Here is a 17874-nt window from a genome sequence, read left to right on the forward strand (position 1 = left end):
CCATGGCCAACGATACGAAGAAAATCCTGACGGGTCCGGTCGTCGACAACAACCCGATCATCCTGCAAGTGCTGGGCATCTGTTCGGCGCTTGCGGTGACGACGAAAATGTCGACCGCCATCACGATGTGCATTGCACTGACCCTCGTCACGGCCTTCTCGAACCTGCTGATCTCGATGATCCGGAACCACATTCCGGGCAGCATCCGCATCATCATCGAGATGACCATCATCGCTTCGCTGGTGATCCTGGTCGACCAGCTGCTGAAGGCTTTCGCCTTCGGCCTGTCGAAAGAGATGTCGGTGTTCGTGGGTCTGATCATCACGAACTGCATCGTGCTTGGTCGCGCCGAGGCCTTCGCGCTGAAGAACCCGCCGCTGCCCAGCTTCATGGACGGCATCGGCAACGGTCTGGGCTATAGCGCCATCCTGCTGATCGTCGGCTTCGTGCGCGAACTGTTCGGTTCGGGCTCGCTGTTCGGCGTGCAGATCCTGTCGCTCGCCAAGGACGGTGGCTGGTATGTCCCCAACGGCATGCTGCTGCTGCCGCCCAGCGCCTTCTTCCTGATCGGTCTGATCATCTGGGCCGTGCGTGCGTGGAAGCCCGCCCAGGTCGAGAAGCCCGATTTCCAGATTCAGCATCGTGCCGAGGTGTCGTAATGGAAGCCTTGTTCAATCTCTTCATCAGTGCGGTTTTCGTTGAAAACCTGGCACTCGCGTTCTTCCTCGGGATGTGCACCTTCCTCGCCATCTCGAAACAGATCGGCGCGGCCTTCGGCCTCGGCATTGCAGTGGTTGCAGTTCAGGTGCTCACGGTTCCCGCGAACCACCTGATCTACTACTGGCTGTTGCGCGACGGCGCGCTCGCCTGGGCCGGCCTGCCGGACGTCAACCTGAACTTCCTCGGCCTGATCGTGTACATCGGCGTCATCGCCGCCATCGTGCAGATCCTCGAGATGTTCCTCGACAAGTACGTGCCGGCGCTCTACAACGCGCTCGGCGTGTACATGCCGCTGATCACGGTGAACTGCGCCATTCTGGGCGGCACCCTGTTCATGGTCGAACGTGACTACAACTTCTCCGAGAGTGTGACCTACGGCGTAGGCTCCGGCGTGGGCTGGGCTCTGGCGATCACCGCCCTGGCGGGTATCCGCGAGAAGCTCAAGTACTCCGACATTCCGGCCGGCCTGCAGGGTCTCGGCATCACGTTCATCGCAACCGGTTTGATGTCGCTGGGCTTCATGGCCTTCTCCGGCATCCAGCTCTGACGCGTCGAGGGATCAACACATGACTGAAATCATTCTGGGTGTCTTCTTCTTCGTCGCGATCGTCATCGTACTGGTGTACGTGATTCTCGCGGCCCGCTCGAAGCTGGTTGCTTCGGGCAACGTGAAGATCACCATCAACAACGAAAAGACCATCGAAGTCCCGGTCGGCGGCAAGCTGCTCGGCGCACTCGCCAACGCCAAGCTGTTCGTGGGCTCTGCCTGCGGTGGCGGCGGTACCTGCGCCCAGTGCAAGGTCAAGGTCTTCGAGGGCGGCGGCGCCATCCTCCCGACCGAAACCGGCCACATCAACAAGCGTCAGGCCCGCGAAGGCGAGCGTCTGTCCTGCCAGGTTGCAGTCAAGCAGGACATGAAGATCGAAGTGCCTGAAGAGGTCTTCGGCGTCAAGAAGTGGGCGTGCACGGTGCGCTCCAATGACAACGTCGCGACCTTCATTAAGGAACTGGTGCTGGAACTGCCCCCTGGTGAGAACGTCGACTTCCGTGCCGGTGGCTACATCCAGATCGAAGCGCCGCCGCACGAAGTGGACTTCAAGAATTTCGAGATCGCCGAGCGTTTCCGTGACGACTGGGACCGCTTCAACGTGTGGCAGTACAAGTCCAAGGTCGACGAAGAGACCATCCGTGCCTACTCGATGGCCAACTATCCGGAAGAGCGCGGCATCATCATGCTCAACGTCCGGATCGCCACCCCGCCGCCGCGCGCCGAAGGCGTTCCGCCGGGCAAGATGTCGTCCTTCATCTTCAATCTGAAGGCTGGCGACAAGGTCACGATTTCGGGCCCGTTCGGCGAGTTCTTCGCCCGCGATACCGAAGCCGAAATGGTCTTCATCGGCGGCGGTGCCGGTATGGCTCCGATGCGTTCGCACATCTTCGACCAACTGGGCCGCATCAAGTCCAAGCGCAAGATCAGCTTCTGGTACGGCGCCCGCTCCAAGCGCGAGATGTTCTACGTCAATGACTTCGACACGCTCGCCGCCGAAAACGAGAACTTCGTCTGGCACTGCGCGCTGTCCGATCCGCTGCCGGAAGACAACTGGACGGGCTACACGGGCTTCATCCACAATGTTCTCTACGAAAACTACCTGAAGGATCATCCGGCACCCGAGGACTGCGAGTTCTACATGTGCGGACCTCCGATGATGAACGCTGCCGTGATCCAGATGCTGCTTGATCTGGGCGTGGAACGCGAAAACATCATGCTGGACGACTTCGGCGGTTGATTCTTACCGTTGGCCCGGCCTTCACCGGCCGGGCCTCGCAACCCTACAGGAGAGCGCATGTCGATCTACCTCGTAACCTTCCTGATCATGGGAATCGCCATTCTTGGTATGGCGGTGGGTGTTCTTGCCGGTCGCAAGCCGATCGCCGGAAGTTGCGGCGGCCTGAACAAGTTCAACATCGAATGCGTAGCCGGCTGCGACAAGCCCTGCCCCAAGCGCGAAGCACGTGCCCAAGAGCAGGCTGAACAACAACACTAGAAGAATTCGAAAAGGGAGAACCATGCTCAAGTCGCTCCTCGTCAAAGACTATATGTCCGGTGATCCGCTGTCCTTCAAGCCGGACATGGACGTACTCGATGCCATTCACCTGTTGCTCAAGCACGAGATGACTGGCGCCCCGGTGACCGACCAGACCGGTCGTGTAATCGGCTTCCTGTCCGAGAAGGACTGTATCAAGGTGGCGGTAAGCGCCTCGTATCATGAAGAGCGTGGTGGTCGTGTCAGCGAGTTCATGTCGCCCAACGTCATCACTCTGGAGCCGAATTCGTCCCTGATGGAAGCGGCCGAGATGTTCGTTGGCAGCCCGATCCGCTGCTATCCGGTCGTTCAGGAAGGCAAACTGGTGGGCCAGCTTTCCCGCCGCAACATCCTGAAGGCACTCGAGAAGCTTTGGTAAGCAGCCCTCTGCGGCATTACTGAACACAAGCCGGCCATGCGCCGGCTTTTTTCATGTCTTTGGCGAGCAACGCGGGGGTGCGATTGCGCTAGAATTCACGCTTTTCCGCCCCGATTCCCGCAGGAGAGTTCGAACATGTCCATGGCCGACCGTGACGGTTTCATCTGGTACGACGGAAAGCTCGTGCCCTGGCGCGATGCAACCACTCACGTACTGACCCATTCCCTGCACTACGGTGTTGCGGTGTTCGAGGGCGTACGCGCGTACAAGACCGAGCGCGGCACGGCGATCTTCCGTCTGGCCGAGCACACGCAGCGCCTGCTCAACTCCGGCAAGATCTACATGATGAACATCCCCTACAGCCGGGAAGAGCTGATGGAGGCGCAATGCGAGGTGGTCCGTTCGAACCAGCTCAAATCCTGCTACCTGCGCCCGATCGCGTTTTACGGCTCGGAAAAGATGGGCATTTCCACGCGTGGCGCAACGGTGCACGTCTCCGTCGCGGCTTGGCCGTGGGGCGCGTACCTGGGTGAAGACGGAATCGAGAACGGCATCCGCGTGAAGACTTCCTCGTTCGCCCGCCATCACGTCAACGTGACCATGCCGCGCGCCAAGGTTGCCAGCACCTACGCCAACTCTATCCTCGCCAACCTGGAAGTCACCGCCCAGGGCTACGACGAGGCACTGCTGCTAGACACCCAGGGCTTCGTCGCCGAGGGCGCGGGCGAGAACCTGTTCGTGATCAAGGACGGCAAGATCTATGAGCCCGAAATCGCTTCGGCGCTGACGGGTATCACGCGGGATTCGGTCATCAACATCGCACGCGAGTTCGGCTTGGAGGTGCACTCCCGCCGCCTGACCCGCGACGACATCTACATCGCTGACGAAGCCTTCTTCACGGGCACCGCCGCCGAAGTCACGCCCATCCGCGAACTCGACGATCGCATCATCGGCAACGGCTCCCGCGGTCCGATCACGCAGAAGATCCAGGCGCGTTACTTCGACATCGTCAACGGCCGTGCGCCCGAGTACGACCACTGGCTGACCTACATCTGAGGGCTCACTGCGCGCCGTGCCGAACCGCCTGAACACTCCGTTATGGCTGCTCGGCGCGCATCTCCAGACGGTCTATCCGCTGCTGCGCAAGCCGGTAGCGCTGCCACTGCAGCGCGAACGGCTTGAAACGCCCGACGGCGACTTCATTGATTGCGACTGGCTGAGCGGCGCGCCCGCGGAGGCGCCGCTGGTCATTCTCTTCCACGGCCTCGAAGGCTCCAGCAAGTCACACTACGCACGCAGCCTGCTGCAGGCTTTGCAACAGCGCGGCTGGCGCGGCGTCATACCCCATTTCCGTGGCTGCTCAGGCGAAGCCAACCGGCTGGCGCGCGCCTACCACTCCGGCGACAGCGCCGAAATCGGCTGGATCATCGAACAGATCTGCACGCACGCCAACGGCGCACCGGTGTTCGTTGCCGGCGTATCGCTGGGCGGTAATGCCCTGCTCAAATGGCTCGGCGAACAGGAACATGCCGCCAGTCGGCACATCGCCGCCGCCATGGCGATCTGTCCGCCGCTCGATCTGAGCGTCTCCGGCCATGCGCTCGCGCGCGGTTTCAACCGCGTCTACACGCGGCACTTCCTCGAAACACTCAAGCCCAAGACACTCGCCAAGCTTGAACGCTTCCCGACGCTGTTCGACCGGCAGCGCATGGTGGCGGCACGCACGCTGTATGACTTCGACGAGGTGTACACCGGTCCTGTGCACGGCTTCCAGGGCGCCGAGGACTACTGGCGCCGCGCCTCTTCCCGCCCCTGGCTGCGTGGCATCGCCGTGCCGACCTTGCTGCTGACGGCAGCCAACGACCCCTTCGTGCCGCCTGCGGCGTTACCAACCGTGACGGAATACTCTTTGCACTTGCAGCATCATCACACCAATTCCGGCGGACACGTAGGCTTCGTAACTGGCGCCTTCCCCGGAAGCCTTGCCTGGCTTGGGTTACGCGCACTCGACTTTTTCGGTCGCACTTCCTAAGTCCGGGCCATCTGCGATTATCATTTCCACTTCCGCAAAGGCGCCCCATGACCTACCCATTGCCAGCCCCTGAAATCTTCAAGGCCTACGATATCCGGGGGATTGTCGATCACAGTCTCACCGCTGCCTCCGTCAAGGCCATCGGCCATGCACTCGGCTCGGAAGCCGTCGCACGAGGCCAGAAGGCCATTGCCATCGGCCGCGACGGCCGCCTGTCCGGGCCCGAACTGGCTGGCGCACTGGCAGACGGTATCCGCGCCGCCGGCGTTGACGTCATTGATGTCGGCGCCGTTTCCACGCCGCTCACCTACTTCGCCGCGCATCACCTCGGCGTGCATTCCTGCGTCAGCGTCACCGGCAGCCACAATCCGCCCGACTACAACGGCTTGAAGATGGTGCTGGGCGGCAAGACGCTGCACGGTGAACTGATCCAGGACCTGCGCCGCCGCATCGCCGAGGATGACCTGACCCACGGCAACGGCGCCTTTTCCCGTGCCGAGGTGGGCGCTGCCTACATCGAACGCGTGCTGTCGGACGTCAAGCTCGCGCGCCCGATGAAGATCGTCGTCGACTGCGGCAATGGCATTGCCGGCGCGACCGCGCCGCAGCTGCTGCGTGGCCTGGGCTGCGAACTGATCGAGCTGTTCTGCGACGTGGACGGCACCTTCCCGAACCATCACCCGGATCCGTCCAAGCCCGAGAACCTTCAAGACGTCATCGAGGCCCTGCGCAACTCGGATGCTGAGCTCGGGCTGGCCTTCGACGGCGACGGTGACCGCCTCGGCGTGGTCACCCGCGATGGTCACATCATCTACCCTGACCGCCAGCTCATGCTGTTCGCCGCTGACGTGCTGTCGCGCGTGCCGGGCGGCGAGGTCATTTACGACGTCAAATGCACGCGCCTGCTCGATAGCTGGATCCGCGAGCACGGCGGCAAGCCGACGATGTGGAACACCGGCCACGCGCTGATCAAGGGCAAGCTCGCCGAAACCGGCGCGCCGCTGGCCGGGGAGATGAGCGGCCACGTGTTCTTCAAGGAGCGCTGGTACGGCTTCGACGACGGCATTTACGCCGCCGCACGCCTGCTCGAAATCCTCTCGCGCTACGACGACCCGAGTGCGGTGCTGAGCGCCCTGCCCGACGCCCTGAGCACGCCCGAACTGAACATCCGCATGCAGGAAGGCGAGCCTTTCGAGCTGGTGCGCCGACTGCGCGAAAATGCCCGCTTTGATGGCTCGGATCGAGTCATCACGCTTGATGGCGTGCGCGTTGAGTACCCCGACGGCTTCGGACTGGCCCGCGCCTCCAATACCACCCCCGTCGTCGTCCTGCGTTTCGAGGCCGATGACGAAGCCGCGCTGCAGCGCATCCAGGCCGGATTCCGCTCAGCACTACAAACCGCCTGGCCCGGTGTGAGCCTGCCCTTTTGACCGGAACGACGCGAGTGGATGACCTCAACGACGAAATCTTTCTTGGCCGCCAGCCGATTCTGGACCTGCGTCAGCACCTGTTCGCCTACGAACTGCTGTTCCGCAACGGACGGCTGGATTACGCCGAGATAGAAGATAACGTTCAGGCCACCGCCACCGTCATCGTCAACACGTTCAACGGCCTGGGTGTGGACGCTGCGCTGGGTGACCGGCGCGGCTTCATCAACGTCGACGAAGCCTTCCTGTTCAGCGACACCCTCGAGTTGCTGCCACCTCAGGCCGTGGTACTCGAAATCCTCGAAACCGTTGCGGCTTCACCCGAGGTCATCGAACGCTGCAGGGAACTGCAGGCCGCCGGTTACACCCTGGCCCTCGACGACGTGACCCAGGTGCGCCCGGACTATCAGGCGCTCGTCGAACTGGTGGACATCATCAAGGTCGATGTCTCCCCGCTCGATCGCGACGAACTGGCAAGCCTGGCAGCTCGGCTGGTGCCGCTCGGCAAACAGTTGCTGGCCGAGAAGGTCGAATCCCAGGAAGACGTCGATTTCTGCAGCGAGCTGGGGTTTACGCTGTTTCAGGGCTATTTCTTCGCGCGCCCGTCGGTTCTCGCCGGCAAGCGCGTCGACTACGCGCGGCTGACGCTGGTACGGCTGCTCGGCATGGCCATCAGTGAAGCCGAAACCGCCGAGCTCGAGAACGAACTCAAGCATGAACCGGCGCTGGTCGTGAAGCTGTTGCGCATGATCAACTCGGCCGGCTCGGGCAACACGGCGCGCATCACCTCGTTGCGACACGCCATCACCCTGCTGGGCAGACGCCAGTTGCAACGCTGGCTGCAATTGCTGATCTTCGCGTCGGGCGGCAGCGCGGGTCAGGGCAACCCGCTGCTGATGATGGCCGCAGCCCGTGGCCACATGATGGAACTGCTGGCTGCGCACGCAGACCCGGCCGACTCCGCGCTGAGTGACCACGCATTCATGGTCGGCGTCATTTCGCTGATGCCGGCGGTGTTCGGGGTACTCATCGACGAGATCATCGCCCCGCTGAATCTCCCCGACCCGGTACAAGAAGCTCTGTGTGGGCGCAAAGGCCGGCTGGGCAAGCTGCTCGACCTCAGTGAGAGCAGCGAAGGCGAAGAGCTTGCGGGCATCGGCGCAATCATGGACGAACTGAACATCAGCGCCGCTGCCTTGAATCAGGCCCAGACTCGCGCCATGGCCTGGGCCGCACGCGTCGACGACGAAAACGGGGCGGCCTGAGCCGCCCCGCCTGTTTCATCCGCAACGCGCCGCATCAGCCGATGCGCTGAGCCACCCAATCAGCCACCGAGGCCAGCGCTGCCGCCAGATTCTCCGGTTGCGTACCACCGGCCTGCGCCATGTCCGGACGGCCGCCGCCCTTGCCGCCGACCTGCTGGGCCACCATGTTGACCAGTTCTCCGGCCTTGACCTTGCCGGTCAGGTCGGCCGTCACACCCGCGATCAGGCTGACCTTGCCCTCGCTGGCAGAGCCCAGCACGACGGCGGCCGAGCCGAGCTTGTCCTTGAGCTTGTCCATGGTCTCGCGCAGGGTCGCCACGTCGGCACCTTCCAGCGTCGCGGCCAGCACCTTGATACCCTTGACCTCCACTACCTGTGAGGCAAGGTCGTCGCCCTGGCTGGACGCGAGCTTGGACTTCAGACGTGCGATTTCCTTCTCCAGCGCCCGCACGTTGTCCATGATGCCGGCCACCCGCGCCACGACCTCATCGGGCTGAACCTTCATCGTTGCCGACAGCCCCTGCACACGGCGCTCCTGCTCCTGCAGGTAACGCAGCGCGTTCTCGCCGGTGATGGCCTCCACGCGGCGGATACCAGCCGCCACACCGCCTTCGGACACGATCTTGAACAGACCGATGTCGCCGGTGCGGACAACGTGGGTGCCGCCGCACAGCTCCTTGGACGACCCGATGGAGAGCACGCGCACCTCGTCGGCGTATTTTTCGCCGAACAGCATCACGGCACCGGACTGCTGCGCGGCATCGAGCGCCATCTTCTCGGCATTGGTCGCGGTGTTGGCGAGCACTTCGCGATTGACGATTTCCTCGACCTCGCGGATTTCCTCGGCCGTCATCGGTGCGTTGTGCGTGAAGTCGAAGCGCGTCTTGTCAGGGTCGACCAGCGAACCCTTCTGCTGCACATGCGCGCCCAGCACTTCGCGCAGCGCCTTGTGCATGATGTGGGTGACCGAGTGATTGCGCGCCGTGGCCGCACGCGCCGCGACATCCACGCGCGCCGCAACGCTCTGCCCTTTTACGATACGCCCGGTGGTGACAGTGCCATGGTGACCGAACACGGCCGCCTGGATCTTCAGCGTGTCTTCGACCACGAAGATGCCTCCGCCACCACGCAGCTCACCACAGTCGCCGATCTGACCGCCCGATTCGGCGTAGAACGGCGTTTCGTCGAGCACCACCACGCCCAGCTCACCCTCGTTCAGGGCGTCGACCTCGGCCCCGTCGCGGTACAAGGCCAGCACTTTGCCCTGCTCTTCCAGGCTTTCGTAGCCATGGAACTGCGTCTCCGGGCCGGCGTATTCCAGCGCCGTAGCCATGCGGAACTTGCCGGCGGCGCGGGCCTGCGCCTTCTGGCGCGCCATCGCGGCGTCGAAGGCCGCGGCATCCACCGCCACTTCGCGTTCGCGGCAGATGTCGGCGGTCAGATCGAGCGGGAAGCCATAGGTGTCGTGCAGCTTGAAGGCGGTTTCGCCATTGAAGGTCTTGCCGCCGGCCTTGGCGATGGCATCGAGCTCGCCTTCGACAATGGCCATGCCGTTCTCGATGGTGGCGAAGAAGCGCTCTTCCTCCTGACGCAGCACGGCCGTGATGCGCTGCTGTTCGGCCACCAGTTCCGGATAGGCCTGACCCATCTCGGCCACCAGATCAGCCACCATGCGGTGGAAGAACGGGCCGCGGGCGCCCAACTTCCAGCCGTGGCGGATGGCGCGGCGGATGATGCGGCGCAGCACATAGCCGCGGCCTTCGTTGCCCGGAATCACGCCGTCGGCGATCAGAAAGGAACAGGCGCGGATGTGGTCGGCCAGCACCTTCAGCGACGGCGAATCCATGTCGGCAGCGGAGGTCTCGCGTGCAGCCGCGGCGATCAGCGTCTGGAACAGGTCGATCTCGTAGTTGGCATGCACGCCCTGCAGCACGGCCGAAACGCGCTCCAGGCCCATGCCGGTGTCCACCGACGGCTTGGGCAGCGGATGCATCACGCCCTTGTCGTCGCGGTTGTACTGCATGAAAACGTTGTTCCAGATCTCGATGTAGCGGTCGCCGTCTTCCTCGGGCGAACCCGGCGGGCCACCCCAGATGTGCTCGCCGTGATCAAAGAAGATCTCGGTGCACGGGCCACAGGGGCCGGTGTCGCCCATCATCCAGAAGTTGTCGGATGCGTAGCGCGCGCCCTTGTTGTCGCCGATGCGGATCACCCGCTCGGCCGGCACGCCGACTTCCTTGGTCCAGATGTCGTAGGCCTCGTCGTCCTCGGCATACACGGTGACCCACAGCTTGTCTTTCGGCAGCTTGAAGACTTCAGTCAGCAGCTCCCAGGCGTAGGTGATGGCATCGCGCTTGAAGTAATCGCCGAAGCTGAAGTTGCCCAGCATCTCGAAGAAGGTGTGGTGGCGCGCGGTGTAGCCGACGTTTTCGAGGTCGTTGTGCTTGCCGCCGGCACGCACGCATTTCTGCGAGGTCGTGGCGCGCGTGTAGCTGCGCTTGTCGAAGCCCAGGAACACGTCCTTGAACTGGTTCATGCCTGCGTTGGTAAACAACAGGGTCGGATCCTCGTGCGGCACGAGCGAGCTCGATGCGACGATCTGGTGCCCTTTGGAGGCAAAGAAGTCGAGGAATTTCTGGCGGATTTCGGCGCTTTTCATGGCGGATTCTGGCCCGGTGGACGAGGCATTCCGGAGTATGCTGGAAAGCGCAGAAGTCTAGCATGAGCAGGCCTTCCGGAGCCTTCGTGCAAACCGCAAGCGGCCCGATTGACACCTTCTTGAGGTGCGCTGCGCTAGGCTTGCATCAACGCATTCTTCATCCGAGTTCATGACCACGCGCGTTCTCATCGTCGAAGACCAGTCCGCACTTGCCGCCAACCTCGAAGAATTCTTCGACGAGCATCGCTACGTCCTGGACTTCGCTGCCGACGGCCTGACCGCTCTGCATCTGCTCGCCACGCACGAATACGACGTGATCGTGCTCGACGTGATGCTGCCGGGCGTGAACGGCTTCGAGATCTGCCGCCGCATCCGCGCAGATCTGGGCAGCAGCGTGCCGGTGATCTTCATGACGGCGCGTGGCGACCTCTCCGACAAGGAAGAAGGCTTTTCCCTGGGCGGTGACGACTACCTGGTCAAACCCTTTGCCCTGCGCGAGCTGCAACTGCGCATCGACGCCCTGACCCGGCGCGAGGGCGCCAGCCGCGACGGCGCCGTGCGTGCCGGTGCGGTGAGCTACGACCCCGGCACGCAGATGGCCCGCCTCGACGGCCACGGTGAGGTCATGCTGGGTGGCACGGCGGCACGCATCTTCGAGCAGCTGGTGCGCAGTCACCCGCGCATCGTCACGCACGAAATGCTCAACCGCAGCATTTGGGGCACGGACGAGGGCGACCCGCACACCCTGCGCACGCACATCTACGTGCTGCGCCGCACCCTCGATACCGCGCTGGGCAGCTCGCTGGTCGACACCGTGCACGCCCGCGGCTACCGCCTGAAGCTGCCCGAAGCATGAGCAGCCGCTCACTCGCCCGGCGGATATTCCGCATCATCTTCGCCATCGGGGCGATCAACGTGGCGGTGACCATGATCGCCACCGAAGTCATCTACGAGGACGTCGAAGACACCATCCTCAGCCTTGAACTGGCCCAGGAGCGCGCCTTCATCGAAGAGCGCATCGAAGGCGGGAGCCCCTACGTCTGGAAGACCGCCTTGCTGACCGGACTGTACGTTCCGGACGGCCAAACGCCGGAGAACATGCCCGAGTTGTTCGTCGGGCGTCCGATTCCGTTCTCGGCCGAAGTCATTGAGGGCGACAAGAGCTATCTGATCTCCATCGAGCGCGCTGGCCACCACCCCGGCGTGCTGTATCTCGCCCAGGACATCTCCATCCTCGAAGACCGTGAGGACTTCGTGCAGATCGCCACAGCGCTGCTGTGCGCCGGCATGTTGCTGCTCGGCCTGCTGCTCGCCCGCCAGGGCACGCGCCGCGTCGTACGCCCCCTGCACACGCTGACGCAGGACATCCGACGCATCGAGCCGGGCTCACACATCAACCGCATCGAATCCGCCTACAGCGATCTCGAATTGGCCGAGATCGCCAGCACGCTGAATGACTTGCTCGGCGCACTCGATGCCTACATCCGGCGCGAGAAATCGCTCATCAGCCTGGCCAGCCACGAACTGCGCACCCCGATCGCGGTGATCACCGGCGCGCTCGACGTGCTGGAGCAGCGCGACTTGCTCGGCGACGCCGACCGCCGCACGCTGACGCGCATCCGGCGTGCCACCAACGAAATGCGCAGCGACGTCGACGCCCTGCTCAAGCTGGCCCGCCGCAACACCGATCAGGACGAGAGCAGCGCCGTCGACCTGGCCGCCTGTGTCGGCGAAGTGGTGGCCGACATCAAGACCTTCGCGCCCGACACCAGCGAGCGCGTCGCGTGCCATGCGCCGGCCAAGCCGGTCCTCGTCATGGCCGACCCGGCGCTGGTGCGCATGCTGTTGCGCAACCTGGTCCAGAACGCCGTGCGCCACACGCGCGCGACCGTGGAAGTACATATTCGGGCTGACCGGCTGCTGATCTGCGATCACGGCGAAGGCCTGCCGGAACAGGCGCGAGCGCGCCTCGGAGAACCATCTTCCGTTCAACCGGTCCCTGAAGACGGGCTCGGGCTGTTCATCGTGCGTCTCATCTGCGAACGCCTGGGCTGGCGTATCGCGGCAGACAGCAGCGGGCCCTCGGGTACCAACATCGAACTGCGGTTCGATGCGCTGGCGCCAACCACCCCCTTATAATTTCGCTCCCCGAACGGAGAAGCCTCATGGGCAATCGCCTCAGCAAGATCTACACCCGCACCGGCGATGCCGGCACCACCGGCCTCGGCAACGGCGAACGCGTCTCGAAGAACAATCAGCGCGTGCATGCCATGGGCGACGTTGACGAGCTCAACGCCCTGGTCGGCGTGCTGCTGTGCGAAACGCTGCCTGAAGACATACGCGAATTGCTGACCGGCGTGCAGCACGACCTGTTCGATCTGGGTGGCGAGCTGTGCATTCCCGACATGAGCCTGATCACCACGCACCACGTCGAACGCCTCGAACAGACGCTCGACCGCCTCAACGAACCACTCGCACCGCTCAAGGATTTCATCCTGCCCGGTGGCACCCGCGCTGCGGCGCTGACGCATCAGGCACGCACCGTCTGCCGGCGCGCCGAGCGCATGGTGGTGGCGCTGGCCGAAGGCGTAGATGAGCCAGTCAATGACGCGCCGCGTCACTATCTGAATCGACTGTCCGACCTGCTGTTCGTGCTTGCCCGCGTGCTCAACCGCGCCGACGGACATCCAGACGTACTGTGGCAGAAGGGCCGTAACGCCTGAAAGCCAGGCTTGCAGTCCGAACAATCCACAATATCCGGGCTGCAGCCCGCGCCCTATTCTCCCGGCATCTGACGCGCATCCGCATGCGCGTCAAAATCGAATCCTGGAGAATTCATGGCGGACGACGACAAGTCGCTCGACGCGCTCGACGAAGAGCAGCGCAAGCAGATCAAGGAACTGGCCGAGAAGGAAGCCAAGGCCGAGCGGCAACCGCCCGGCATCTGGCAGTGGGTCGTCTCCCTGCTCGGCGCCGCGCTGGTACTGATCTACTTCTACGGCGCTGGCTTTCAGGCGCTGCCGACCGAGTACCACCTCGGCGTGTATGTGCTGATCACTTTCATGCTGGTGTTCCTGCTCTACCCGGCCGGCAGTCGCACCGCCCTGTGTGTGATGTCAGTCTTTGCCGGCTTGCTGCTGTCGGTGCTGGCGTCGAGCTATCTGGTATTCGACTCGCCCTTTGCGCTGTGGGATCAACTCACACTTTTCCGCGAGACCTGGGACTACGACGGCCTCGGCCAGGCGCTGACACAGGATGTCGGCCTGCTGTGGGTGCCGCTGGTGCTGGCCCTGCCCTTCATTGCGGTGCTGGTGCCGCTCGACCAGAAACTGGCCAGCCGCTTTTCCCAGGCCCCGACCGCCAGCGACCTGATCCTCGTCGCGGCCACCGTCGTATCGATCATCTACTGGCTCAGCCAGTTTGAGGCGCTCAACTACCGCGCCGGTGCCGAGAACCAGCTCGACAAGCTGATCGGCGTTGTCGGTGTGCTGCTGTCGCTGGAGGTGTGCCGCCGCGTGCTGGGCTGGTCGATCACGCTGGTCGGCATTGGCGCCATCGCCTTCGCACTGTTCGGCCCTTATCTGCCGGAGCTGTTCGCGCACCGCGGCTTCTCGTTCGACCGCCTCGCCATCTCGCTGTTCATCACCACCAACGGCGTGTTCGGCGTGATGGCCGGGGTGCTGGCGACCTACGTCATCCTGTTCATCTTCTTCGGCGCCTTTCTGCAGAAATCCGGCGCCGGCAAGTTCTTCATCGATCTGCCGCTGGCCATCGCCGGCCGCTCCACCGGTGGTCCGGCCAAGGTCGCGGTGATGTCCTCCGCGCTGTTCGGCTCGGTTTCCGGCAGCGCCATCGCCAACACCGTGGCTTCCGGTGCCTTCACCATCCCGATGATGAAGCGCGCCGGCTTCAAGCCGCACGTGGCCGGCGCCATCGAGCCGGCGGCCTCCATCGGTGGTGCCTTCCTGCCCCCGATCATGGGGGCCGGCGGCTTCTTGATGGCCGAGCTGACCGGCCTGCCCTACACCCAGATCATGCTGTATGCGCTGGGCCCGGCGGTCCTCTACTTCCTGGCCGTGTTCTGCATGGTGCACTTCGATGCCGCCAAGAACGGCCTGCATGGCCTCGATGACGTACCGGACTGGCGCGGCGTACTGCGGCACGGCTGGTTCTACGCCCTGCCGCTGGTGGTCATCACGGCCCTCATGATGATGGGCCGCTCACCGGGCAACGCCGCCTTCTGGGCCACGCTGTCGTGCATTGCCGTGAGTTGGGTGCACAAGGACACGCGCATGGGGCCCAAGGAGATCTGGGAAGCCATCCTGGTCGGCGCGCGCAACACACTGGTGATCGGCTCCACCGTGGGCGTGATCGGCATCATCGTCGGCGTCATCTCGCTGACCGGCATGGGCCTGAAGTTTTCCGACCTCATCATCCAGATGGCGGGCAACAGCCTGTTGCTGGCCATCGCGCTAATCGCCATCGCCTCGCTGGTGCTGGGCATGGGCGTGCCGGTTACCGCCTCCTATCTAATCATCGCGGTGCTGGCCGTGCCGGCGCTGGGCGAATACGGTGTGTCGATCATCGCCGCCCACATGATCGTGTACTGGCTGTCACAGGATTCGAACATCACCCCGCCGGTGTGCGTGGCAGCCTACGCTGGCGCCGCGATTGCCAAGGCCGATCCATGGAAAACCGGCTGGACATCGTTCAAGTTCGCGAAGATGCTCTACGTCACGCCGCTGCTGTTTGCCTACGTTCCAGGCATCCTGCTGGAAGGTTCGGGCTTCGACATCTTCTCGGCCTTCTTCTCGGCTACGCTCGGCACCATCGCCTTCGGTGCCTTGGCCATGGGCTTCCTGCGCCGCAGAACACGCATGCATGAGTGGATCGTACTGGCGCTGGCCACCCTGCTGCTCTACTGGCCCACATTCATTACAGATATTGCGGGCGTTGCAATGGTCGCACTGGTGTGGTGGCTGCAGCGTGACGCTTTGCCCGTTAAACGCGCTACGGCCTGACCGGCCTGCACCCTTTTTACCCCTAGCACTACAAACCCAGAGGAGACCATCAACATGATGAGCAAATTCTTCAAACTTCCGGCCACGCTCGGCAGCTTCGCCGTTGCGGCCGTCGCAGCAGCCACCCTGACCGTCTCGCCGACGGCTGACGCTCAGACCACCCGCCTCGGCTTCTCCGGCGGCCCGGACGGCGGCACCTTCCAGTACTTCTCGAACGGCGTGGCCACGCACCTGTCGCGCGCCCTGCCGAACACCCAGGTGTCGAACATGGTGTCGGCCGGCTCGGTCGAGAACCTGCGCCGCGTGAACTCCAAGGACGCCGACTTCGGCATCGTTTACTCGGGCGACCTGTTCCTCGGCATGAACGGCCGTCTGACCAACGACACCAACAAGTACCGCAACGTGCACGTGGTCGCCCACCTGTACGGCGCTCCGGGTCACCTGATCGTGCGCGAAGACTCCGGCATCACCGAAGTTTCGCAACTCGAAGGCAAGCAAGTTGCCGTAGGCCCCGCTGGCTCCGGCGCAGCCGCCTCGGCCCAGCGTTTCTTCGAGAGCGTTGGTCTGTGGGACAAGATGAAGCCCTCGTTCATCGGCTACTCGCAGGGCGCTTCCGCCCTTGGCGACAAGCAGATCGACGCGCTGTGGGTCTTCGCCGGCTTCCCGAACGCTTCGGTGATCCAGGCTGCCACCAGCAACAAGATCCGCCTGCTGCAAGTGTGGGACGCCGCTCAGAAAGGCTCCCTGCCGACCGACCACCCGTACTACGCCAAGACGACCATCCCGGCCGGCACTTACCCGGGCGTCGACTATGACGTGCACTCCATTTCCGACTCCGCTCTGTGGGTGGCTGGCCGTCACATTTCGGCTGACGACATGTACAAGTACACGTCCGAGGTCTATTCGGACGCTGGCCTGAAGTTCATGCACTCGGTGTCCAAGGCAGCCAAATCCATGGTCGCCGACAACGCCCTGCTCGGCGTCGTCACCCCGGTGCACGCCGGTGCGGCCAAGTTCTGGGAAGAAAAAGGCCTCAAGCTGGACGACAAGCAGAAGCCTTAAGCCTGCGCGGGGCATCGCCCCGCCAGCAGCCAAAAAAAAGCCCGACCTCACGGTCGGGCTTTTTTTACGTGGGGTTGTTCGCCCCTCACTCCAGTTCGGAGGCCTTGCGCACGCGACGCTTGCGCACGCCTTCGGCCAGCGTATCGAGCACCGGCACGGTGTCCTCCCAGCTGATGCAGGCATCGGTGATGCTCTTGCCGTACTCCAGCGTCTGATCCGGCACCAAATCCTGACGACCTTCCTTGAGATGCGACTCGATCATCAGACCGATGATGCGATCCTCGCCTGCGGACATCTGGCCGGCCACGTCTTCCGCGACCTCGATCTGCAGCGCGTGCTGCTTGCGGCTGTTGGCGTGCGAACAGTCGATCATCAACTTGGCCGGCACGCCCGAGGCAGCCAGCGCCTTGCAGGCGATGTCGACGCTGCCCGCGTCGAAGTTCGGGCCGCCGCTGCCACCGCGCAGGATCACATGGCAATCCTCGTTGCCCTTGGTCGACACGATGGCCGAATGCCCGGCCTTGGTCACCGACAGGAAATGGTGCGGCGACTGCGCAGCCTTGATCGCATCCACGGCGATACGCACGTTGCCGTCCGTACCGTTCTTGAAGCCGACCGGGCACGACAGACCCGAAGCCAGCTCGCGGTGCACCTGGCTCTCGGTGGTACGCGCGCCGATGGCACCCCACGAGATCAGATCGGCCACGTACTGCGGCGTGATCATGTCGAGGAACTCGGTGCCGGCCGGCAGGCCCATCTCGTTGATTTCCCACAGCAGCTTGCGCGCGATGCGCAGGCCTTCATTGATGCGGAAGCTGTTGTCGAGGAAGGGATCGTTGATCAGCCCCTTCCAGCCCACCGTGGTGCGCGGCTTCTCGAAATACACGCGCATCACGATCAGCAGATCATCGGACAGGCGATCGGCCTCGGCCTTGAGGCGGCGGGCGTACTCCATGGCCGCTTCGGTATCGTGAATCGAGCACGGCCCGATCACCACCAGCAGGCGATCATCCGCGCCATACAGGATGCGATGGATGGCCTGACGCGCTTCGTACGCGGTCTGCGCAGCGGCGTCGGTCGCCGGAAACTCGCGCAGCACGTGCGTCGGGGGCACCAGCTCCTTGATTTCCTGGATGCGGGTATCGTCGATCGGGGTCTTGGACGTTGCAGACATCATGTGCACCAACACAATTTCGGGGAAGACGGATTCTACTCCGTCGGCACA

General features: G+C 63.6%; 16 protein-coding genes. 14 read left to right on the top strand and 2 right to left on the bottom strand.

The genetic code is table 11. The features are described 5' to 3' along the window. Window positions 1-2: 2 nt before the first annotated feature. The 9 genes from AC6H0N_RS10265 to AC6H0N_RS10305 all read left to right on the top strand — a co-directional run bounded on the left by AC6H0N_RS10265 (window position 3) and on the right by AC6H0N_RS10305 (window position 7907). Window positions 3-659: an NADH:ubiquinone reductase (Na(+)-transporting) subunit D gene (locus AC6H0N_RS10265; protein ID WP_497574019.1), complete on the top strand. Its 657-nt coding sequence runs from the start codon at window positions 3-5 to the stop codon at window positions 657-659. Then, window positions 659-1267, top strand: a complete 609-nt coding sequence (gene nqrE / locus AC6H0N_RS10270; protein ID WP_497574020.1) for an NADH:ubiquinone reductase (Na(+)-transporting) subunit E — start codon at window positions 659-661, stop codon at window positions 1265-1267. The genes AC6H0N_RS10265 and nqrE overlap by 1 nt, the downstream gene beginning before the upstream one ends. Window positions 1268-1286: 19 nt before the next feature. Continuing rightward, window positions 1287-2507, top strand: a complete 1221-nt coding sequence (gene nqrF, locus AC6H0N_RS10275) for an NADH:ubiquinone reductase (Na(+)-transporting) subunit F (protein ID WP_497574021.1) — start codon at window positions 1287-1289, stop codon at window positions 2505-2507. A 57-nt stretch (window positions 2508-2564) separates the two neighbouring features. Beyond that, window positions 2565-2765 (top strand): (Na+)-NQR maturation NqrM, encoded by a 201-nt coding sequence (gene nqrM / locus AC6H0N_RS10280; protein WP_497574022.1) that lies wholly within the window; start codon window positions 2565-2567, stop codon window positions 2763-2765. A 22-nt stretch (window positions 2766-2787) separates the two neighbouring features. Next, on the top strand, window positions 2788-3183 hold the full coding sequence (locus AC6H0N_RS10285; RefSeq protein ID WP_497574023.1) for a CBS domain-containing protein: 396 nt from the start codon (window positions 2788-2790) through the stop codon (window positions 3181-3183). Between the two features lie 135 nt (window positions 3184-3318). After that, window positions 3319-4239, top strand: coding sequence for a branched-chain amino acid transaminase (locus AC6H0N_RS10290; RefSeq protein WP_497574024.1), 921 nt, complete (start codon window positions 3319-3321; stop codon window positions 4237-4239). Between the two features lie 16 nt (window positions 4240-4255). Further along, the gene (locus tag AC6H0N_RS10295; protein ID WP_497574025.1) at window positions 4256-5215 is read left to right on the top strand and encodes a hydrolase; all 960 of its coding nucleotides are present in this window, start codon (window positions 4256-4258) and stop codon (window positions 5213-5215) included. 47 nt (window positions 5216-5262) lie between these two features. After that, complete coding sequence (locus tag AC6H0N_RS10300) at window positions 5263-6645, top strand: phosphomannomutase/phosphoglucomutase (protein ID WP_497574026.1); 1383 nt, start codon at window positions 5263-5265, stop codon at window positions 6643-6645. 14 nt (window positions 6646-6659) lie between these two features. Continuing rightward, window positions 6660-7907: an EAL and HDOD domain-containing protein gene (locus tag AC6H0N_RS10305; protein WP_497574027.1), complete on the top strand. Its 1248-nt coding sequence runs from the start codon at window positions 6660-6662 to the stop codon at window positions 7905-7907. A 34-nt stretch (window positions 7908-7941) separates the two neighbouring features. On the opposite strand, the gene alaS is transcribed toward AC6H0N_RS10305, so the two are convergent. Beyond that, complete coding sequence (alaS, locus tag AC6H0N_RS10310; protein ID WP_497574028.1) at window positions 7942-10566, bottom strand: alanine--tRNA ligase; 2625 nt, start codon at window positions 10564-10566, stop codon at window positions 7942-7944. A gap of 169 nt (window positions 10567-10735) precedes the next feature. Between alaS and AC6H0N_RS10315 the strand changes: the two genes are divergently transcribed. The 5 genes from AC6H0N_RS10315 to AC6H0N_RS10335 all read left to right on the top strand — a co-directional run bounded on the left by AC6H0N_RS10315 (window position 10736) and on the right by AC6H0N_RS10335 (window position 16649). Continuing rightward, window positions 10736-11422 (top strand): response regulator transcription factor, encoded by a 687-nt coding sequence (locus AC6H0N_RS10315; RefSeq protein WP_497574029.1) that lies wholly within the window; start codon window positions 10736-10738, stop codon window positions 11420-11422. Continuing rightward, window positions 11419-12705, top strand: coding sequence for a sensor histidine kinase (locus AC6H0N_RS10320; protein WP_497574030.1), 1287 nt, complete (start codon window positions 11419-11421; stop codon window positions 12703-12705). Before AC6H0N_RS10315 ends, AC6H0N_RS10320 begins: the two co-directional genes overlap by 4 nt. Before the next feature lie 26 nt (window positions 12706-12731). Next, window positions 12732-13289 carry a cob(I)yrinic acid a,c-diamide adenosyltransferase gene (locus AC6H0N_RS10325; protein WP_497574031.1) on the top strand — a complete coding sequence of 186 codons (558 nt, stop codon included), beginning with the start codon at window positions 12732-12734 and terminating at the stop codon, window positions 13287-13289. Window positions 13290-13403: 114 nt separating this feature from the next. Then, the gene (locus AC6H0N_RS10330) at window positions 13404-15587 is read left to right on the top strand and encodes a TRAP transporter permease (RefSeq protein ID WP_497574032.1); all 2184 of its coding nucleotides are present in this window, start codon (window positions 13404-13406) and stop codon (window positions 15585-15587) included. A 54-nt stretch (window positions 15588-15641) separates the two neighbouring features. Further along, window positions 15642-16649, top strand: a complete 1008-nt coding sequence (locus AC6H0N_RS10335; protein ID WP_497574033.1) for a TAXI family TRAP transporter solute-binding subunit — start codon at window positions 15642-15644, stop codon at window positions 16647-16649. Window positions 16650-16734: 85 nt separating this feature from the next. Here the strand turns inward: AC6H0N_RS10335 and aroG are convergent, their stop codons facing one another. Continuing rightward, window positions 16735-17823, bottom strand: a complete 1089-nt coding sequence (gene aroG, locus AC6H0N_RS10340) for a 3-deoxy-7-phosphoheptulonate synthase AroG (RefSeq protein ID WP_497574590.1) — start codon at window positions 17821-17823, stop codon at window positions 16735-16737. Between the last annotated feature and the right edge of the window lie 51 nt (window positions 17824-17874).

The organism is Pseudazoarcus sp. NS34, assembly GCF_059703725.1.